Origin of the sequence: Ruegeria sp. HKCCD7559 (genome assembly GCF_013110575.1) — a bacterium.
Lineage (GTDB): Bacteria > Pseudomonadota > Alphaproteobacteria > Rhodobacterales > Rhodobacteraceae > Ruegeria.
Genome location: NZ_WVQU01000001.1, coordinates 660569 through 676768, shown reverse-complemented (window position 1 = coordinate 676768; position 16200 = coordinate 660569). Strand labels below are relative to the sequence as shown.

The following is a 16200-nucleotide window of genomic DNA, read 5'->3' as shown; positions in this document are numbered from 1 at the left end:
GATTTACCTGTTGCGATTGCCGCGCCCCAGCGCGCGGCTCATCTGGGCCGCAATCTGCCCCTGAGAGCGGCGGAACCCCTGCACGTCAGGTGTCGAAATGTTCATCACCACATTCACGGCACGCCCGGCGCCTTGCGTCCGCACGCCCAGCTTGCCATCGGCCCCGCGCGCAAGCGGCATGATCGCCTCTGGCCCGGCTTCTCCCATCAGCCCGGTGCCGCCGCGCATGGGAAACATGGTCGGGCCGCTGACCACACCGCCATTGGCGAAGGGCATCACCCGGCCCTGGCTGAAGCTTCCGCCATCGGCAAAGGGCAGAATTCCCTTCACCAACCCACCGACCGTGTTGGCCAGCATGCCGCCAAAGTGGTCCGTCACCGGCTTGATCGCAGCCGCATAAGCCGTTTGGATCAAAGAGTTCTTCAGGATATCCAACGCACCGGAAAGGCTCATCCCATCCAGAACGACACCATCGAAGGCCTTGCGCAATCCGCTGGACATGCCGCGCTCCAGCGTCGCGACATCCTTGCCGGTCTCTTCAAATGCGGCGCTGATGCGCTTCATCTGGCTGTCAAACGCCGCCGCCATAGTCGCAGCATCGCCGAGGGAATCGCCCAACGCTTCGCCTCGTTCTTGCAGGTCATCAAACCCGTCACGATCTGTCATCACGCTCTCCTTGTGTCTTGTCCGGATAGGCCGCCTGCAAAGCGTCCAACCCCGCCCGGTTCATTGCGGGCTCTCCGGAACCCTGCCCAAGCATCAGCCGCAGCTCTGCCGGGGTCAGACGCCAGAATTGATCCGGCGTCAGTCGCAGCCCCAGAAATCCGGCCCGCATCAGGACAGGCCAGTCGAACCCGCTCATGCGCCCTCCGGCACCATGAAGGCGCGCGCCAACAATTCGGCTGCGGTTCTGGCGGCAGCCATGGGGCCGCCTTCGATCTCGGCATGCATAAGGTCGGTCCGGGCAATGTGGCAGCCACCGCCCCGCAAACCGGCAACGATCAGCGCCAGAACATCCGCACTGGAATACGCACCGCCCTCAAACCGCTGCACCAGCTCAACCAGCGACCCAGCATTCAGCTCCTGCTCCAACTCCGCCAAAGCACCAAGCGTCAGTTTGAGCACCCGCTGCTCGCCATCGATGGTCAGCGCCACCTCGCCTGTCCACGGATTGGCCATCGGATCAAAGCCCCGTGAAGGTCAGAGCACCGGCACTGGCCATGCTCATCTCATAGGTCGCCTCACCGTTGTGCGAGCCCGCGTACTCGATGCTGGTCACCTGGAACGGGCCTTCTACAATCCCGAAATCAGGGATGATGACCTGAAAGGCTGGAGTTTCGCCATCAAAGAACAACTGCCGCGCGCGTTCATCCGTGCCAGCATCCTTGAACACGCCCGAGCCAGAGATCGAAGCCGATTTGACCCCCGCCCCGGACAAAAGCTCGCGCCATCCACCCTGGCTTTCCAGACTGGTGACATCCACACTTTCAGCATTGAAACTTATGCGCGTGGCCCGCAGCCCCGCGATGGTCTGGAACAGGCCGGTACCGTTCATATCCATTTTGACCAACAGGTCTTTTCCGTTCTGGGCAGCCATGTGCTCTCTCCGTTGATTGCTTAGTCATCTTCCACGCGGGCGCGGAACTTCAGGTCGATCTGGCGGATGGTGCCGCCGGTCCCGGTGCGCCGGGCCGAGGCCCGCTCGAACCACAGCCCCACCAAACGCCCGCGACCCAGGTTGAGTGGCGCGTTTTCCAGCGCGTCACACACCGCGCCGGCCAGTGTTTTGGCAGCACCGAACCCTGCCTCCTGGGACACCACCGAAACGGTGAAGCGGTGTATCGCGCCCGCGCCTGTTCGGTCCGACGCGTCCCGCACCTCTTCGGGGCCCAGCGTCACATAGGTCTGCGGCACGGTTCCTGCGGGTACGGCATCATAGATCGCGCCCCCCGATTGGCTGCTGACTGCCGCGTCCGCTGAAAGCTGTTGATACACGGCCGCCTGCAAAGCAGCGGAAACGCCATAGCTCATGCCGCCACCTCTTCATCTGCGAAACAGGTCAGGAACTTGCCGCGCGGGTCATGCTCGGCCACGGCCCGGATTACGAAACAGCGATTTCCCTCGCGAAACCGCTGATCTGGCGCGGGGCGCATCGAAGATCCCATGGGCGCTCCGCGTACCACGATGCGGTACCCGACACGCGACACAGACGCTCCGGCGATCTGCCGTTCCGCGCCACTGCGCGCCGTCACCTCGGCCCACAGTGTCCCCATCGCAGCCCATGTTTCGGTATAGCCTCCCGCCCCATCAGCACTTCGCATGGGCGCCTCCAGCACCAACTTACGGTTCAGATGCGGCGTATTCATTGCGATACCCCCGCCCCGAAACGCACCACGCGATAGCGCTGGATCAGGCTGGTGACTCCAAAGGGCATGCATCCAGCGCCCAATGAGGTTTCATCCCGGTATTCATAGTAATGCGCCGCCAGCAGCAGCACGGCTTGCCCAAGATCGGCAGGTAACCCGCCCCAATCCTGCGCCATCCCCGCGACAAACGAAATCTTTACGGAACCACCCGTTTCGATGGCAGGCAGGCTGAAACCCAATGGGCGGATCCGGGGCCGCTGACTATCATGCTCCAGCCGATAGGTCGCGGCGTCCTCAACTGTTTCAACTCCTTGTTTGTCAGTCAGGGTCACGGCCTGCACTGAAACCACCGGGGCCACAGGCAGCACTTCGCCCGACGGGTCGCGCCACCTGTGCAAACTCCACGAGAAATCCCGTGTGATCAGAACCGTGCCAGTACGCGCCTCGATCGCCGCGATGGCGGCCCGCAGGAACCCCTTCAACACTTCATTCTGCACATCATCCTCGGCAAAGCCCGTGCCCAACCTCAGATGCGCCTTGAATTGTTCCACCGGCAGCGCCGCATCCGCGATGGCGGTCTCTTCGATCAACATCATCCACTCACTCCGCAATCTCGGACCCCTCCAGGGCCCCATCCTTGGAAAATGGCGGGCACGCGCCGCCCCACGTTGCTCGGACGGAGGGGAACAGCTAGACAACGCAGAGGATCTCACTCCGGCCCGCGCCCGCCGTCCGAGGGGCCAGGGCCCCCCGGATTCAGCCCGCGTTAGGCGGTGCCGAATTTCACCAGCTTGATCGCAGCAAAATCGCTGACATCGCCGCCGACGCGCTTGGTCGCATAGAACAGGACATGTGGCTTGGCGCTGAACGGGTCGCGCAGCACGCGCAGATCAGGACGTTCGGCAATGGTGTAACCAGCCTGGAAGTCACCAAAGGCTATCGAGAAACTGTCGGTTGCCACATCCGGCATGTCCTCGGCGATCAGAACCGGATACCCCATCAGACGCGCCGGCTCACCTGCGGCCAAACCATCGGACCACAGGAAGCGGCCATCGCTGTCCTTCAGCTTGCGGATCACACCTGCGGTCTTCGAATTCATCACGAAGGTCCCGTTGACCCGGTACTGCGCGCCCAGCGCATAAACCACATCGACAATCGCATCCGCATCAATACCCGCATCAATACCGGTCGCTACATAGCCAAGGCTGCCCCAGGACCAGCCATCATTCGGCACCGCTCGGTGGATCATCAACCCCTTGGGCTTGTCGACGCCATCGCCGTTGATGAATGCCGCCGCCTCGGCGCGTGCAAACTTGTCGGCAATGCGCCCGGCCAGCCAGCCCTCGACGTCGAAGGCGCTGTCATCCAGCAGGCGCTGCGACGCTTTGGGCAGCGCGCTCAGCTCGTGCAGCGGGATCGAGATGCGATCGATCGACGGTGTTCCGGTCTCCGCTGTGGCCGAGTTTTCGTCAGCCCAGCCCGCACCTACATCGGTGTGATCGATCAGCACGTCGAACGAATTTGCCTCGACATTCACGACCGATGCAATCGAACGGATCGAGGCGGTCGAGTTCAAAACCGACTTGATCGTCTCGGCAGTCTGCGGATCAACCAGATAGCCACCGTCGCTGTTGACCGCTGCTGACAGGGACTTGCCCTCCATCTCGAGGCCACGCAGCCCGTCATCTTCGCCGGACCGCACATAGGCGTCAAATGCCTTCTGATGCGGGGTTCCGTCTTCGATCGAAGCGGCAAGATGCGGGCGTGCCGCGATTGTTGATTTACGATCCAGCATGGTCAGTCGCTCTTCTGTCTGTTGCAGTTTTGTATTAACTTCGGCTTTCAGGCCCTTGAATTCATTCACGAAGCCAGCCATCGCCCGCTTCACCTCCTGAACCAGGGGCGCACCCTCTCCGGTCAAGGCCGGGGTTTCGGTCTTGCTCATCAGCATGTCCTGTTCTGAGTGGTTTTGAGGCGCGCTAGGTCCGCGCCAGCTCCTGCCGGGCATCGTTGAATACGTCGGCAATACAGCGCAGGGCTTCCTCGGCGTCAGGTGTCCTTCCCTTCGCCGCCACCCGCGCACTGGGCAGCATCGGGAAGGTCACCAATGACACCTCCCACAGCTCCAGTTCGGTCAGGACCCGCTGGCCCTTGTCATTCTTCACGGCCCGTTTGGTGCGGTAGCCGATCGACAGACCATCCATCGCACCTGCCCGGATCAATTCTGCCGCCTCGCGGCCCTTCTGCGTGCTCTCCAGCAAACGCCCCTTGACCCACAGGCCCTTGTCGTCCTCGCGCACTTCGTCCCACACGCCGATGGGCTGGGCCGGATCATGCTGCCACAGCATCTTGACGCGCTGACCCGCTCTGGCCAGCCTGTCAAGCGAGCCGCGATAGGCGCCACGCTGCACCACGTCACTGCCCTGATCGACCTGCCCAAACAGGCTGGCATAGCCCTCGATTGCCGCGTCATCCGTAACCGAAAAACCGTCGCCGAACCGTGCGAATTTATGCTCTAAATCCATGAACTTCTCCATGTAACCCATTGAACTTATGGCGCGACCACCAAGAGGGATTGAAACGCCTGTGCCAGGATCACCGCCGCCACGCCATAGACCGTCAGCCACAGCCGGCGGTCCAGCCGCTCCATCATCTCTTCGATCTGATCCAGACGCCGACACAGATGTGCATGCTGGATCTCGGCCACCCGCTCATGCGCGGCCAGACGCAGACCTGGCGCGCACTCGAACGAGGGATACCCCTCACCCATCTGCACGCTCCGGCAGCCCCAGCAACGCGCGCTTTTCCGCATCCGTCAGAAAATCGGCCCCGTTGACCCGCGCCCATTGCGCGTCGCGTTCTGCCGACAGCGCGGGCACCTGATCCAGGTCAGGCTTCAACACCAGTTCCTCGCCGGTAAAGCCCGCCAGCCAGTCCGACACCGCCGCCGCCACCCGCGTCACCAGGGGCAGAACGGTCAGGCGATAGAACGCCCGGTTGGCCTCCTGATAGTTCGAATAGGTCGCGTCACCCTGGATCCCCAGCAGCATTGGCGGGACACCGAAGGCCAGCGCGATCTCGCGGGCGGCGGCTTCCTTGGTCTTTTGAAACTCCATATCGGACGGAGAGAACCCCATCGGCTTCCAATCCAGCCCGCCTTCCAGAACCATCGGACGGCCTGCATTGCGCGCCCCGCGATAGTTCGCCTCGATCTCGTCTGACAGACGCCGGAACTGATCTTCGGCCATCACCCCGTGGCCATCGCCTTTCCAGACCAAAGCCCCCGAAGGCCGCGCCGCGTTGTCCAGCAGCGATTTCGACCATCGCGACGCGCTGTTATGCACATCAATCGCCATCGCCGCCGCCTGCATCGGCGAGAACCCGTAGTGGTCATCCTGAGGGTGAAACGATTTGATATGGCTGATGGCTTCCGCCGCAAACCGATGCTTCTTGCCGCCAACCGCATAGTCATACGCCTTGGGCCATCCATCCGACCCCGGCACCACGCTCATCCTGTCGGATCGCAGCACATGCAGCTCAACCGGCAGCCCTTCTTCAGCCTGAACCGCCTCGACATAGGCATTGCCCGACAACAGCAACTGCCCGAACAAGGCCTCCATCAACTCCGCTTGCCCCTGCGCCGCATTCGGACGGCGCATCAGGGACAGGATCGGATGCGCATCAAAGCGCTGCGCCTGATCCTGCAGCACCAAAGGCAGCGCCGCTGCCGCCTCGGCAATCAGCTTGACGGATCGAAACCCCACTGGGTTCCCCAAAAACCCCGTCCGCGTCAGCGACACCGCGTCCCTGGGGCTCCAGGCCACGCGCCCGACCGTCTGCCACGCCACCACCGGCCCAGCCGCGCTTGCTTTTGCCTCGGGCGCCGCTTCAGCCGATCCACGACGCAAGAAATCGAATACCATCTGTGCTCCTTTCTGCCGCCGCTCTGCCCGGCTTGTTGAAAGGAGTTATGACGGAAAGAAGTTTAAGGCTTGGAAATGGGGCGTACGGGGGGTGGGCAACGGGTGGATATCTGTCAAAGAAATGCGCAGAACACTAAAGGCATATCCGCCAAGGCTAGTCGTCGTCTCGCATACCTACAAAATAGTGCCTTGTAAGACCTGCGATTATCAATGCTGTAACCAGCAAAGTTCCCATTCTGTGCTTCCCGCTGAAGCCGGGCTGATCAAAGTACCAAAGCGTGCCAAAACACCCAAGAAGCGCCAAAGCAACAAGTAAGAAATAAGTTTTTTTGTAGGACATTTTCAACACCTTAAGATTGCAGGCCCCAAACCCTTTACAACTTGGCGTGTTGGTGTCAATCGAGGACCATACTCGAATTATCCCGCGCTTCCGCCAACGTATGTAAGGATCTGCGTCGTTGACAGTAAATTACGTCAGAATGGTCTCAATCCTATTTTCTCTGTTGCCCTTAGATTGCAACATGGCGCTTGCCAAAGACGCGCGATTATCTCTCGCTCATGAGATTCAAAAGGTGTCCGAGACCCGACAGGTTTCAGGAGGAAACAAGGTTGGCAACCACTGGTTTCCAGAAATACGTGTCAAACAGCAAATCAAGGTGGCAGGTTGCGACGCAACTGTTGAAATCGAAGAAACCAGAAAGCAAGGGACGCGCATATACGGCCTGACGTTTGATTTGGCTCGGACTCAGGTTCCTGACCCCCATAACACTGACAGCGCACTTTGGAGGTTCGTAGAACTAGAGAGTTGCGTCAAATTCGCAGACATGATTTTCTTGTTTACAGATCCCTACACGCCTACTCCGCGTGGTAACCCTCACATCCCCATTCCTAATGCACCAATAAAGTACTACCCGTTTGGCATGGCTGAATTGCAAGATGACGAACGGCCTCGTCGTCTACTGACCCTGCTGCGCAAATATCAAGAAGAATATTGCACTTTTACCGGGTGATCATAGCCACAAGAGAACAAGGCCTTCACAGACTCCGCACCCGAGGCCGCCGATACACCCCCGCAGGCCCCACAACCAACTCATGCAACGCCCAGACCAGAGCATCGACCCGGTCGGGTGAGCCCTGCCCTTCGAACCCCCTCGCGGTCATCTGGCACATCTGCTCCTCCAGCGCGTCCAACCCGGCAACATGCGACACCCGTCCCTGCTCATACAGGGCCGCCACAGGCTCTGCCCGCGCGACCTTGCCACGTGACGCACGCACCGGCCGGAACGGGACCAGAGGGTCCACCTGCCGCACGACCTCTTCCACCAACTGCCCACCCTGATTGACCTCGGCCACCAGCCGTTCGGCCCCGAATTCGTCCATCGCGTCAATCGCCGCCTTCGCCCAGCCTGCCGGGCCAACGCCCTGCACCGTCCGGTCAGCCAGCACATAGGCGCGCCACGCCTCGGGCGGGCCTTGCACTTGCGCGCCAACCACCACGATCCCGCAGGCATCCGCGCCTGACCCGGACGTCACCGCCGGGTCCAGCGCCACCACGATGCGATCCAATTCGGGCACTTGTGCGCAGCGCGCCGCCTCAAGCATCGAACCCGTCCACAGCGCGCCGTCCGCATCCGACAGCAACACCCCGTCCAGCTCCTGCCGCCCCAGCCGCGTGCCGGCATAGCGCGCGCGCACTTCCTCCAGAAACGACGCCGCCAGATTGGCTCTGTTCGCCTCGGTCGGTGCATGGGTCTGCACCGTGGAGGGCGACGCCAGCAGATCCTTCAGCACCTTCACATTGCGCGGCGTCGTGGTCACGCAGACCCGGGGCCTCTCGCCCAAACGCAGCGCAAATTGCAGCATGTCCCAGGTATCGCCCGCTTTCTTCCACTTGGCCAGCTCATCCACCCAGGCCGCATCGAACTGCGGCCCGCGCAGCCCTTCGGGATCATGTGCCGAAAACGCCTGAGCCTCGGCCCCGTTGGGCCAGATCAGCTTGCGCTCAGATGCCTTCCACGTGGGTCGCCGATCCGGGGGCGAACATTGCAATATCCCGCTGTCGCCAAAGATCATCACATCGCGTACCTGATCGAAGGTCTCACCAACCAAAGCCACCCGACAGGCCTGGCCCTTATCCAATGGCAAAGACCCCTCGACCATCGACCGTACCCACTCGGCCCCGGCGCGCGTCTTGCCCGCACCGCGCCCGCCCATGATCACCCAGGACCGCCAGTCACCCTCGGGTGGCAACTGATGCGGCATCGCCCAGAATTCGAACAGGAAAGGGAGGGCACACAGCCCTCCCTCCCCGATCTCACTCAGAAATCTGTTCTGCACCGTAACAGGCGCGGAGGCGAGCCAGCCTGCACCCGACTTCAAACCGAGCTCGGTCAAGATCGAGCGCGTACCCTCCTTGGGCAATTCCGGCTTGTCTGTGATGTTGTTCGACAAAGCTTGTCTCCACTTTCTGACAACTTCGGATCAGCCCCTCTAACTGCCCGAGTTGCTTGGCTGAACCAGCAAGATCTGCATCCTCCCCGGCTCCGATCTGATTGCGCAGTTCTTCCGCCGCTTGCCGCAGATCGCGAATGGACCTCTCAAGCGACTGCAACAATTCAGCCGTCTGGGAAATCCGCTCTTCCGGGGTAATCAAAGTCATGTTTGCCTGTGACCTCATGCGTGAGTTTTCTCCGCACGAGAGAAGCAAAAAAACGGCCACCGGGTCGCCCCGGGGCCGCTGCCCACTTCTTCTAGCATATCACAAGATATAAAGGATTAAGTCCGCAAAGTCAATGCGTTACGCAACGCCGAGGCAACACGCAGCGGTCGCTGTTTTGAGTTTTTCTTTACCTCTTACTCTCAGCTCTGGCCTGTCAAATCCTGCGCCAGCATCAGCGCATTCCTATCCGGATCATAAAACGTTGCCGTGCTGACCATCCCCTCAATCGTGTCCGTTTCACCGTCAAATTCCACGCCTGCAAGTTCCAACTTTCCACGCGCCTCCGCGATATCCGCGACTTCGAAGACAGGCACGCAATTCCCCGGAGAGGCTTCGGCCTGTTCGCCCAGTCCCAAAGTGACTCGGTCGACATTGGTTCGCAATTCGCTCCATCCTGCTTCATCAATGTGGTGGATAAGCTCGAATCCCAGCTTGGCGGCGTACCATTCCGCACTGGCATGTCGATCCCGAACGGACATCGCAAGTGTGATGGTGTTCTTCAATGAAACGAGCGACATAAGGCTTTTCCTTTTTGAAAAATATATTTACTATACTTTATGGACATAGATACACTTGTCAAGCTGACGTCGCGGGCTTGGTCCCTGAAAATTCTTGCGCTGCTGCACGCCAAAGTTCCGGGCCGACAAGCCCCGCTTCTGGCAGCGACCGACGCAAGCCGAACCGCCTTTGCAGCCAGCCTTGCTCATCTTATTGAACTTGGAATGATCGAAAGAAATCCCGGCCATGGGCACCCTCTACGTCCAGAATTTCGACTAACGCCATGCGGGACCGAGGCTGCCACGATCGCCAGCAAGATAATTACCACCGCCCGCTCTGAGGATGAAATCAGACTTCTGCGAAAATCCTGGACTGTGCCAGTTCTGGCGTTGGCAAGCACCCCTCATCGTTTCTCGGCCATCAAATCAGGTCTTTCGGTCATCACAGATCGGGCGTTGTCCTCATCCCTTCACCAGTTGGAAGCACAAAACTGGATCCGACGCGACATTCATACCGCCGAGAGGATGCCATTTCCAACCTATCAGGCCGTGAATACTGGAATGGCGATCAACAGGGCCGTTGGTTTAACACTGTAATTCAATGGCAGTCTGGTGCCGCGAACAGTGCCTTATTCGACTCAGAAGACCACCAGAAAGCTTGCCAGCGCTTGACATTCCATGGCGGAACCCTCATGTGCCCCACATCACAGCGCTGATGCGTGAGCCCAAGCGGACCTCGTCCGCCCCACAGCGCCGACTCATCATTCCAGTTCCCCATCACGCAGGGTTCTTGACGCGACGGCCGGATGGCGCAGGATACGCCTGCTCGTCCCGAGGTCTCGCACAACCCCTGCCGGTCGCCAACGCGCGACCCTTCATGACCTGTCCGCGGGCAAACGCTCCGGGCTGCAAAAGGATAGTTATTTGTTCGACTTTGATATGCTGGGCCTTGCCCCGGCACTGAACGAGGCACTCAAACGTGCCAATTTCACTCAACCCACCCCGATCCAGAACCAGGCGATTCCGCTTGCTCTGAATGGTCACGACATTCTGGGACTGGCGCAAACCGGCACCGGAAAGACCTTGGCTTTTGGCCTGCCTCTGATCGATCACCTTCTGGCCCAACCCGGCAAGCCCGACCCGAAAACCGCTAAAGCGCTGATCCTGGCGCCCACCCGGGAACTTGTGAATCAAATCGCCGACAGCCTCCGCACCTTGACGAAAGGCACCAAGCTGCGTGTGGCCACCGTCGTCGGCGGCCAATCGATCAACAAGCAGATAATGTTCCTCTCCCGTGGCACCGATATTCTGGTCGCCACACCGGGCCGCCTGATAGATCTGATGGAGCGGGGCGCGGTAAACCTCGGAGCGGTACGCCATCTGGTGCTGGACGAAGCAGACCAGATGCTTGACCTGGGCTTTATCCATGCACTGCGAAAAATCGCTCCGGCACTGGGCACCCCACGCCAAACCATGTTGTTTTCGGCCACCATGCCGAAGCAGATGGAAGAGCTCAGCCGTGCTTACCTGACCAACCCGCAGCGGGTGCAGGTCTCGCCTCCGGGCAAAGCCGCCGACAAGATTACGCAGTCTCTGCACTTCGTTTCCAGGCCCGGGAAACCAGCCAAGCTGCGTGAAATCCTGTCAAAAGATGTGGACGCTCTGACACTGGTCTTTACCCGCACCAAACATGGCGCGGAACGGCTGATGAAAGGGCTTGTGGCCGATGGCTACAACGCCGCATCCATCCACGGCAACAAAAGCCAGGGTCAGCGCGATCGTGCCATCAAGGCGTTTCGCGCGGGCGAAATCAACATACTGGTCGCCACCGACGTTGCCGCCCGGGGCATCGACATCCCGGGCGTCGCCTACGTGATCAACTTCGACTTGCCCGAGGTGCCTGACAACTACGTCCACCGTATCGGGCGCACCGCCCGCGCAGGGCGCGAGGGCGAAGCCATCGCCTTCTGTTCACCGGAAGAAGTTGATCTGCTGCGCCAGATTCAAAAGCTGATGAAGATCGAGATTCCAGTTGCCAGTGGCGCGATGCCCGAAGCCGTGCAACCTGAAAAACCGGCGCGCCGCCCGAACAACCGTCGCCGGGGGTTCAAACCCAAGCCCGCCAACGGGGAAGGAAAACCCGCAGCAAACAAACGGCGTCGTCCACGCAGCAAACGTCCGGCGGCCTAAGATCGGAACACAAAAAAGCCAACGCCGGTTCAATGACCGGCGTTGGCGCAACACGATGAACGAAACCATTTTTCGTTCAGATCAATTTCCCGAATTCTGCTCTGCCTCAATCTCGCGCCATTTGGCGACATTGCGATTGTGCTCCTGCAAAGTTTCGGCAAATGCATGGCCACCCGTGCCATCGGCAACGAAGAACACGAAATCCGTGTCATCCGGCGCAACAGCAGCTTCAAGGCTGGCCAAGCCCGGATTGGCAATCGGCGTCGGCGGCAAACCGTCTATCTGATAGGTGTTCCACGGCGTTGGTCGGTTCAGCTCGCTGCGGCGCAGCCCGCGCCCCAACGTGCCTTGCCCTTTGGTGACGCCATAGATGACGGTCGGGTCCGTCTGCAACCGCATCCCCTGTTTCAGCCGGTTCACAAAAACACTGGCCACTTGCCCGCGCTCTTCCGGAACTCCGGTTTCCTTTTCGATGATCGACGCAAGGATCAGCATTTCTTCGGGACTTTGCAGCGGTAACCCGTCCTGACGGCTTTCCCAAACGGCGTTGATCCGCAATTGTTGCTTGTCCTGCATCGCCTGCAAAATGTCGTTACGGTCCTGGCCCGCCACAACATCGTAACTGTCAGGCGCCAGCATCCCTTCGGCCGGGATCTCGGTCACCTCACCTGTCAATGCGTCGAACGCCTTCAACGCCTGGACCACCTGCCACGAGGTCACACCTTCGGCCAGCGACACGCGGTAACGGGTGTCCGCCTCGTTGCGTTTCTCGGTATAGGCCTCAGGCACCTCTTCTTCCGACGGATCAAACGACGCGATTTCGACGAAATCCAGGGTCGCAGGGTTCAACTCGCGCACACGGGTCTGAGCACGCGTCACACCGATACGATACTCAATCTCGGATCCACAGGTGCTGGCACCGCTGCTGGTAATTTCGTCGATGATCTGCTCCATCGACGCGCCTTCCCGCACCAGAAAGCTGCCGGCTTTCAACTGCTGCGCCCGATCCGTGTAATCGGCGGCCATCCGAAAGATCGTGGCACTGCGGATCGCGCCCTGCTCTTCCAGTTCCTGACTGACACGTGTCATGTTCGATCCGCTTCTGACCTGAAGACAGATTGCGGTTTCAAGCGGGCCTTCGGCCTTGTACTGGGTCTGACCCCAAAGGATCAGTCCTCCCATCAGAAACAAGCCGACCACCAGAATGGTCAGCGCGTTCGAAGCAATGGCCCGCCACATTTAGTTGACCTTTCCGAAGATCACGCTGGCATTGGTGCCGCCAAACCCGAACGAGTTCGACAGGGCCACGTTGATCTCGCGCTCACGCTTGGCGTTCGGGGCCAGATCAATCGGTGTCTCCACCGCGGGGTTGTCCAGGTTGATCGTCGGAGGTGCGACCTGATCGCGGATCGCCAGAATCGAGAAGATTGCCTCGATCGCCCCCGCTGCACCCAAAAGGTGACCGGTTGCCGATTTGGTCGACGTCATGGTGGCGTTCGCGGCGTGGTCTCCCAGCAGACGTTCGACCGCACCCAGTTCGATCGTATCCGCCATGGTCGAGGTGCCATGGGCGTTGATGTAGTCCAGGTCCTTCGGCTCCAGCCCCGCGCTGCGCAACGCGGCTTTCATCGAACGTTCTGCCCCGTCACCGTCCTCGGACGGTGCCGTGATGTGATATGCGTCGCCCGACATGCCATAGCCCAGCACCTCGGCGTAAATCTTCGCACCGCGGGCCTTCGCGTGTTCATACTCTTCCAGGATGACGATGCCCGCACCTTCGCCCATGACGAATCCGTCGCGGTCAACGTCATAGGGTCGGCTGGCCGCCTTTGGATTATCCGCATATTTGGTCGACAACGCCTTGCATGCGTTGAACCCGGCGATGCCGATCTCGCAGATGCAGCCTTCGCCGCCACCAGCGACCATGACGTCTGCGTCCCCTGCCCGAATAATACGGCTGGCGTCACCGATTGCATGGGCACCGGTGGAACACGCCGTCACGACCGAATGGTTCGGCCCCTTGAAGCCATGCCGGATCGACACCTGACCTGATGCCAGGTTGATCAGAGCACCCGGAATAAAGAACGGTGAAACCCGGCGCGGGCCTTTGTCGCGGATCAGATTGGCGGTATTCGCGATCGAACCCAACCCCCCGATGCCAGAACCGATCAGAACACCTGTTCGCAGGCGGTCCTCTTCATCTTCCGGCAACCAGTTCGCATCCTTGCACGCCATTTCAGCGGCTGCGATGGAATACAGGATAAAGTCCTCGATCTTGCGCTGCTCTTTCGGCGGCATCCAGTCATCGGGGTTGAAGGTCCCGTTGGTTCCGTCCCCGCGGGGCACCTCACAGGCGTAGGTCGTGGTGACACCACTGCCTTCCGCATCAAAATGCGTGATGGGACCAGCGCCGGACTCTCCGTCCAGCAGCCGCGACCAGGTTTCCTCGACCCCGCTGGCCAAAGGAGTGACCAATCCAAGACCGGTTACAACGACTCTGCGCATGAAGTGCCTCTTGCCTGCTTCCTGTTATGAGAACCGCTCTTACCCCGGCCCGGGGTCCGGGGGCAAGAGCAACGGCGATTTCATGCGGGCTTCCCACCGCCGGGTAACCGAAGCAGTACCGCTTTGGGTTACGGAAATCGGCGCCGCCCTTTCACGATTCCGGTTGAAAGGGCGAAGCGTATTTATTGGAACTGTGCCACCGGCTCATGCGCCGATTTTGCCATTTCCAGAGCATCCGTCAGGTCAAGTGTCTTGCGAAACAATGCACGCCCCACGATCGCACCCGAGATATTGGGAATATACGCCAGCCGCGAGATGTCATCCGCGGTACGTACAACCCCGCTTGCTATCACCGGGGTGCGCGACTGACTGGCGATCCCCGAGATCAAACCAAGTTGAGCTTCGACGTCCTCCATATCGCTGTCGATATCGGTCACCACGATAGCAGCAAACGGCGCCCCCTCGAACGCGTCGATAAACGCTTCGGGCGTGAATACGCTTTGGCTGCGCCAGCCATCCGTCATTACAAAACCTTGCCAGACATCGACCGACAGCACGATTTGATCCGGGTAGAGCGTGGCCAATTCCTTGACCAGCTTCGGCTCGCGCGCTGCCAGCGTCCCTATCACGACGCGACCGACGCCCTTGTCGATCCAGCGCTCGACCTGTTCGCGGGTCCGCATACCACCTGCCAACTGAACCGGGATTTCGGCCGCGCGGATAATCTCTTCAATCAATTCGACGTTGGTATCTTTGCCCTCTATCGCATCGAAATCAGTCAGGTGCATCCATTCGGCACCCGCTTCGGCCCAGCTTCGCGCCGTTTCAACCGGGTTTACGTGCCAAATCATAGCGTTGTCCAAACGACCTTTGTCCAACGTGACACACCGGCCGTTCTGCAACTCCATAGTGGGGTATATCCTCATGAGCTCGGTCCTCCGCTCAATCGCTCTGAAAATCCCCGGCAGCATACACCTGGAACGCCCTCCCAATATCACCGGGATCGGCACAGTTTGGCCATTTTGCGGCATAGTGTCGAAGTGGCGGATTTACGCGAGCGCAGGTGGCCCGTTGCGCCGAAGCAAATGCACCGGGGTTTCATTATACACCCCTTCCCGCATCAATACATAGCCCAGCTTTTTGGCAAGCTTCTGTGACGAGGCATTGGACGCATTCACCATCGCAACCAAAGGCCCGGGAATCACCCGGTCAAACCAGTCATGCGCTGCCTTGGCCGCCTCATACCCCAGGCCCTGCCCCTGCGCTTCGGGCGCCAGAACCCAACCCGCCTCGGGAAACCCGTCGAAATCCTCGCCCATCCGGCGGTTTCCGTAAAAGAAACCGGCCTGTCCGATCAGCTTTCGATCCGATTGTTGCAGCACACCCCATTGTCCAAACCCGGCCATGTGCCAATGCCCGGCATTGCGCAAAAAGGAATCCCATGCTTCTCCGCGCGATCGGGGTGAGCCGCCAATATGCTGAACGACGCACGGATCTCTCCAGATCTCGGCGAACCGGTCAAAGTCCTCCGGGCGCATGGCACACAGCGTCAAACGCGCGGTATTTATCATGGGAGTGGATCTTATCATGCCCTGTCCACTTGGAATTTTGCCTCAATGGAAACAGTGCGCATCCAAAAATGACCGCGCAAGCCTGAATTTTGAACAGGCATAAAAAAACGGCGCCTCCGTTGCCCGGAAGCGCCGCATTTGATCAGAGGGAAACGCTTAGGACGCTTCGCTGATGAACTTTACGGCGTCGCCGAAGGTCTGGATGGTCTCGGCTGCGTCATCGGGGATTTCGATGCCGAACTCTTCTTCGAAGGCCATGACCAGTTCAACGGTGTCCAGGCTGTCTGCGCCCAGATCATCGATGAAGGACGCGTTTTCCGCGACTTTATCTTCTTCAACACCCAGGTGCTCAACAACGATCTTCTTAACGCGATCTGCGACGTCGCTCATGTCTATTCCTCATTCCTTTACAGGGCGGTCTGCCCGATT

Annotated in this window: 22 protein-coding genes; 3 read left to right on the top strand and 19 right to left on the bottom strand. The window is 59.9% G+C overall.

The window, feature by feature from the left end:
- Positions 1–3: 3 nt before the first annotated feature.
- The 11 genes from GS605_RS03395 to GS605_RS03345 all read right to left on the bottom strand — a co-directional run bounded on the left by GS605_RS03395 (position 4) and on the right by GS605_RS03345 (position 6289).
- Positions 4–666 (bottom strand): phage tail tape measure protein, encoded by a 663-nt coding sequence (locus GS605_RS03395; RefSeq protein ID WP_171723063.1) that lies wholly within the window; start codon positions 664–666, stop codon positions 4–6.
- The gene (locus GS605_RS03390) at positions 653–862 is read right to left on the bottom strand and encodes a rcc01693 family protein (protein WP_171723062.1); all 210 of its coding nucleotides are present in this window, start codon (positions 860–862) and stop codon (positions 653–655) included. The genes GS605_RS03395 and GS605_RS03390 overlap by 14 nt, the downstream gene beginning before the upstream one ends.
- Positions 859–1179, bottom strand: coding sequence for a gene transfer agent family protein (locus GS605_RS03385; RefSeq protein ID WP_171723061.1), 321 nt, complete (start codon positions 1177–1179; stop codon positions 859–861). Before GS605_RS03385 ends, GS605_RS03390 begins: the two co-directional genes overlap by 4 nt.
- A 4-nt stretch (positions 1180–1183) precedes the next feature.
- Entirely contained in the window at positions 1184–1597 is a 414-nt protein-coding gene (locus GS605_RS03380) for a phage major tail protein, TP901-1 family (RefSeq protein ID WP_171723060.1), read from the bottom strand.
- A gap of 20 nt (positions 1598–1617) precedes the next feature.
- Complete coding sequence (locus GS605_RS03375; RefSeq protein WP_171723059.1) at positions 1618–2031, bottom strand: DUF3168 domain-containing protein; 414 nt, start codon at positions 2029–2031, stop codon at positions 1618–1620.
- Positions 2028–2366, bottom strand: coding sequence for a phage head closure protein (locus tag GS605_RS03370; RefSeq protein ID WP_171723058.1), 339 nt, complete (start codon positions 2364–2366; stop codon positions 2028–2030). Before GS605_RS03370 ends, GS605_RS03375 begins: the two co-directional genes overlap by 4 nt.
- A complete protein-coding gene (locus GS605_RS03365; protein WP_171723057.1) occupies positions 2363–2962 on the bottom strand; it encodes a head-tail connector protein in 600 nt (199 codons plus the stop codon). The genes GS605_RS03370 and GS605_RS03365 overlap by 4 nt, the downstream gene beginning before the upstream one ends.
- Positions 2963–3132: 170 nt before the next feature.
- Positions 3133–4311, bottom strand: coding sequence for a phage major capsid protein (locus GS605_RS03360; protein ID WP_171723056.1), 1179 nt, complete (start codon positions 4309–4311; stop codon positions 3133–3135).
- Between the two features lie 34 nt (positions 4312–4345).
- The gene (locus GS605_RS03355) at positions 4346–4891 is read right to left on the bottom strand and encodes an HK97 family phage prohead protease (protein ID WP_253283233.1); all 546 of its coding nucleotides are present in this window, start codon (positions 4889–4891) and stop codon (positions 4346–4348) included.
- A gap of 26 nt (positions 4892–4917) precedes the next feature.
- Positions 4918–5136, bottom strand: coding sequence for a hypothetical protein (locus tag GS605_RS03350; RefSeq protein ID WP_171723054.1), 219 nt, complete (start codon positions 5134–5136; stop codon positions 4918–4920).
- Entirely contained in the window at positions 5129–6289 is a 1161-nt protein-coding gene (locus GS605_RS03345) for a phage portal protein (protein ID WP_171723053.1), read from the bottom strand. Before GS605_RS03345 ends, GS605_RS03350 begins: the two co-directional genes overlap by 8 nt.
- Before the next feature lie 521 nt (positions 6290–6810).
- Here GS605_RS03345 and GS605_RS03340 point away from each other — a divergent pair.
- Entirely contained in the window at positions 6811–7299 is a 489-nt protein-coding gene (locus tag GS605_RS03340; RefSeq protein ID WP_171723052.1) for a hypothetical protein, read from the top strand.
- Positions 7300–7324: 25 nt separating this feature from the next.
- On the opposite strand, the gene GS605_RS03335 is transcribed toward GS605_RS03340, so the two are convergent.
- The 3 genes from GS605_RS03335 to GS605_RS03325 all read right to left on the bottom strand — a co-directional run bounded on the left by GS605_RS03335 (position 7325) and on the right by GS605_RS03325 (position 9526).
- Positions 7325–8551, bottom strand: a complete 1227-nt coding sequence (locus GS605_RS03335; RefSeq protein WP_171723051.1) for a DNA-packaging protein — start codon at positions 8549–8551, stop codon at positions 7325–7327.
- A gap of 52 nt (positions 8552–8603) precedes the next feature.
- Positions 8604–8948 carry a hypothetical protein gene (locus GS605_RS03330; RefSeq protein WP_171723050.1) on the bottom strand — a complete coding sequence of 115 codons (345 nt, stop codon included), beginning with the start codon at positions 8946–8948 and terminating at the stop codon, positions 8604–8606.
- A 200-nt stretch (positions 8949–9148) separates the two neighbouring features.
- Positions 9149–9526 carry a VOC family protein gene (locus GS605_RS03325; RefSeq protein ID WP_171204959.1) on the bottom strand — a complete coding sequence of 126 codons (378 nt, stop codon included), beginning with the start codon at positions 9524–9526 and terminating at the stop codon, positions 9149–9151.
- A gap of 39 nt (positions 9527–9565) precedes the next feature.
- On the opposite strand from GS605_RS03325, the gene GS605_RS03320 reads away from it, so the two are divergent.
- Both GS605_RS03320 and GS605_RS03315 read left to right on the top strand, forming a co-directional pair.
- Entirely contained in the window at positions 9566–10102 is a 537-nt protein-coding gene (locus GS605_RS03320; protein WP_171723049.1) for a winged helix-turn-helix transcriptional regulator, read from the top strand.
- A 327-nt stretch (positions 10103–10429) separates the two neighbouring features.
- Positions 10430–11695 carry a DEAD/DEAH box helicase gene (locus tag GS605_RS03315; RefSeq protein ID WP_171723048.1) on the top strand — a complete coding sequence of 422 codons (1266 nt, stop codon included), beginning with the start codon at positions 10430–10432 and terminating at the stop codon, positions 11693–11695.
- 81 nt (positions 11696–11776) lie between these two features.
- Here the strand turns inward: GS605_RS03315 and mltG are convergent, their stop codons facing one another.
- The 5 genes from mltG to GS605_RS03290 form a co-directional block, all read right to left on the bottom strand.
- Positions 11777–12934 (bottom strand): endolytic transglycosylase MltG, encoded by a 1158-nt coding sequence (gene mltG, locus GS605_RS03310; RefSeq protein WP_171723047.1) that lies wholly within the window; start codon positions 12932–12934, stop codon positions 11777–11779.
- Positions 12935–14200 carry a beta-ketoacyl-ACP synthase II gene (fabF, locus tag GS605_RS03305; protein ID WP_171631648.1) on the bottom strand — a complete coding sequence of 422 codons (1266 nt, stop codon included), beginning with the start codon at positions 14198–14200 and terminating at the stop codon, positions 12935–12937.
- A 182-nt stretch (positions 14201–14382) separates the two neighbouring features.
- The gene (locus GS605_RS03300) at positions 14383–15126 is read right to left on the bottom strand and encodes a HisA/HisF-related TIM barrel protein (protein WP_171631644.1); all 744 of its coding nucleotides are present in this window, start codon (positions 15124–15126) and stop codon (positions 14383–14385) included.
- Positions 15127–15249: 123 nt separating this feature from the next.
- Positions 15250–15789, bottom strand: a complete 540-nt coding sequence (locus GS605_RS03295) for a GNAT family N-acetyltransferase (protein ID WP_171631641.1) — start codon at positions 15787–15789, stop codon at positions 15250–15252.
- A 138-nt stretch (positions 15790–15927) separates the two neighbouring features.
- Positions 15928–16161 carry an acyl carrier protein gene (locus GS605_RS03290; protein ID WP_008756330.1) on the bottom strand — a complete coding sequence of 78 codons (234 nt, stop codon included), beginning with the start codon at positions 16159–16161 and terminating at the stop codon, positions 15928–15930.
- Positions 16162–16200 lie beyond the last annotated feature (39 nt).

What these genes read in the sequence shown, in the direction of transcription:
- GS605_RS03395 (WP_171723063.1), bottom strand. Translation starts at nt 666, where the DNA reads ATGACAGATCGTGACGGGTTTGATGACCTGCAAGAACGAGGCGAAGCG.
- GS605_RS03390 (WP_171723062.1), bottom strand. Translation starts at nt 862, where the DNA reads ATGAGCGGGTTCGACTGGCCTGTCCTGATGCGGGCCGGATTTCTGGGG.
- GS605_RS03385 (WP_171723061.1), bottom strand. Translation starts at nt 1,179, where the DNA reads ATGGCCAATCCGTGGACAGGCGAGGTGGCGCTGACCATCGATGGCGAG.
- GS605_RS03380 (WP_171723060.1), bottom strand. Translation starts at nt 1,597, where the DNA reads ATGGCTGCCCAGAACGGAAAAGACCTGTTGGTCAAAATGGATATGAAC.
- GS605_RS03375 (WP_171723059.1), bottom strand. Translation starts at nt 2,031, where the DNA reads ATGAGCTATGGCGTTTCCGCTGCTTTGCAGGCGGCCGTGTATCAACAG.
- GS605_RS03370 (WP_171723058.1), bottom strand. Translation starts at nt 2,366, where the DNA reads ATGAATACGCCGCATCTGAACCGTAAGTTGGTGCTGGAGGCGCCCATG.
- GS605_RS03365 (WP_171723057.1), bottom strand. Translation starts at nt 2,962, where the DNA reads ATGATGTTGATCGAAGAGACCGCCATCGCGGATGCGGCGCTGCCGGTG.
- GS605_RS03360 (WP_171723056.1), bottom strand. Translation starts at nt 4,311, where the DNA reads ATGAGCAAGACCGAAACCCCGGCCTTGACCGGAGAGGGTGCGCCCCTG.
- GS605_RS03355 (WP_253283233.1), bottom strand. Translation starts at nt 4,891, where the DNA reads ATGGATTTAGAGCATAAATTCGCACGGTTCGGCGACGGTTTTTCGGTT.
- GS605_RS03350 (WP_171723054.1), bottom strand. Translation starts at nt 5,136, where the DNA reads ATGGGTGAGGGGTATCCCTCGTTCGAGTGCGCGCCAGGTCTGCGTCTG.
- GS605_RS03345 (WP_171723053.1), bottom strand. Translation starts at nt 6,289, where the DNA reads ATGGTATTCGATTTCTTGCGTCGTGGATCGGCTGAAGCGGCGCCCGAG.
- GS605_RS03340 (WP_171723052.1), top strand. Translation starts at nt 6,811, where the DNA reads ATGGCGCTTGCCAAAGACGCGCGATTATCTCTCGCTCATGAGATTCAA.
- GS605_RS03335 (WP_171723051.1), bottom strand. Translation starts at nt 8,551, where the DNA reads ATGCCGCATCAGTTGCCACCCGAGGGTGACTGGCGGTCCTGGGTGATC.
- GS605_RS03330 (WP_171723050.1), bottom strand. Translation starts at nt 8,948, where the DNA reads ATGACTTTGATTACCCCGGAAGAGCGGATTTCCCAGACGGCTGAATTG.
- GS605_RS03325 (WP_171204959.1), bottom strand. Translation starts at nt 9,526, where the DNA reads ATGTCGCTCGTTTCATTGAAGAACACCATCACACTTGCGATGTCCGTT.
- GS605_RS03320 (WP_171723049.1), top strand. Translation starts at nt 9,566, where the DNA reads ATGGACATAGATACACTTGTCAAGCTGACGTCGCGGGCTTGGTCCCTG.
- mltG (WP_171723047.1), bottom strand. Translation starts at nt 12,934, where the DNA reads ATGTGGCGGGCCATTGCTTCGAACGCGCTGACCATTCTGGTGGTCGGC.
- fabF (WP_171631648.1), bottom strand. Translation starts at nt 14,200, where the DNA reads ATGCGCAGAGTCGTTGTAACCGGTCTTGGATTGGTCACTCCTTTGGCC.
- GS605_RS03300 (WP_171631644.1), bottom strand. Translation starts at nt 15,126, where the DNA reads ATGAGGATATACCCCACTATGGAGTTGCAGAACGGCCGGTGTGTCACG.
- GS605_RS03295 (WP_171631641.1), bottom strand. Translation starts at nt 15,789, where the DNA reads ATGATAAGATCCACTCCCATGATAAATACCGCGCGTTTGACGCTGTGT.
- GS605_RS03290 (WP_008756330.1), bottom strand. Translation starts at nt 16,161, where the DNA reads ATGAGCGACGTCGCAGATCGCGTTAAGAAGATCGTTGTTGAGCACCTG.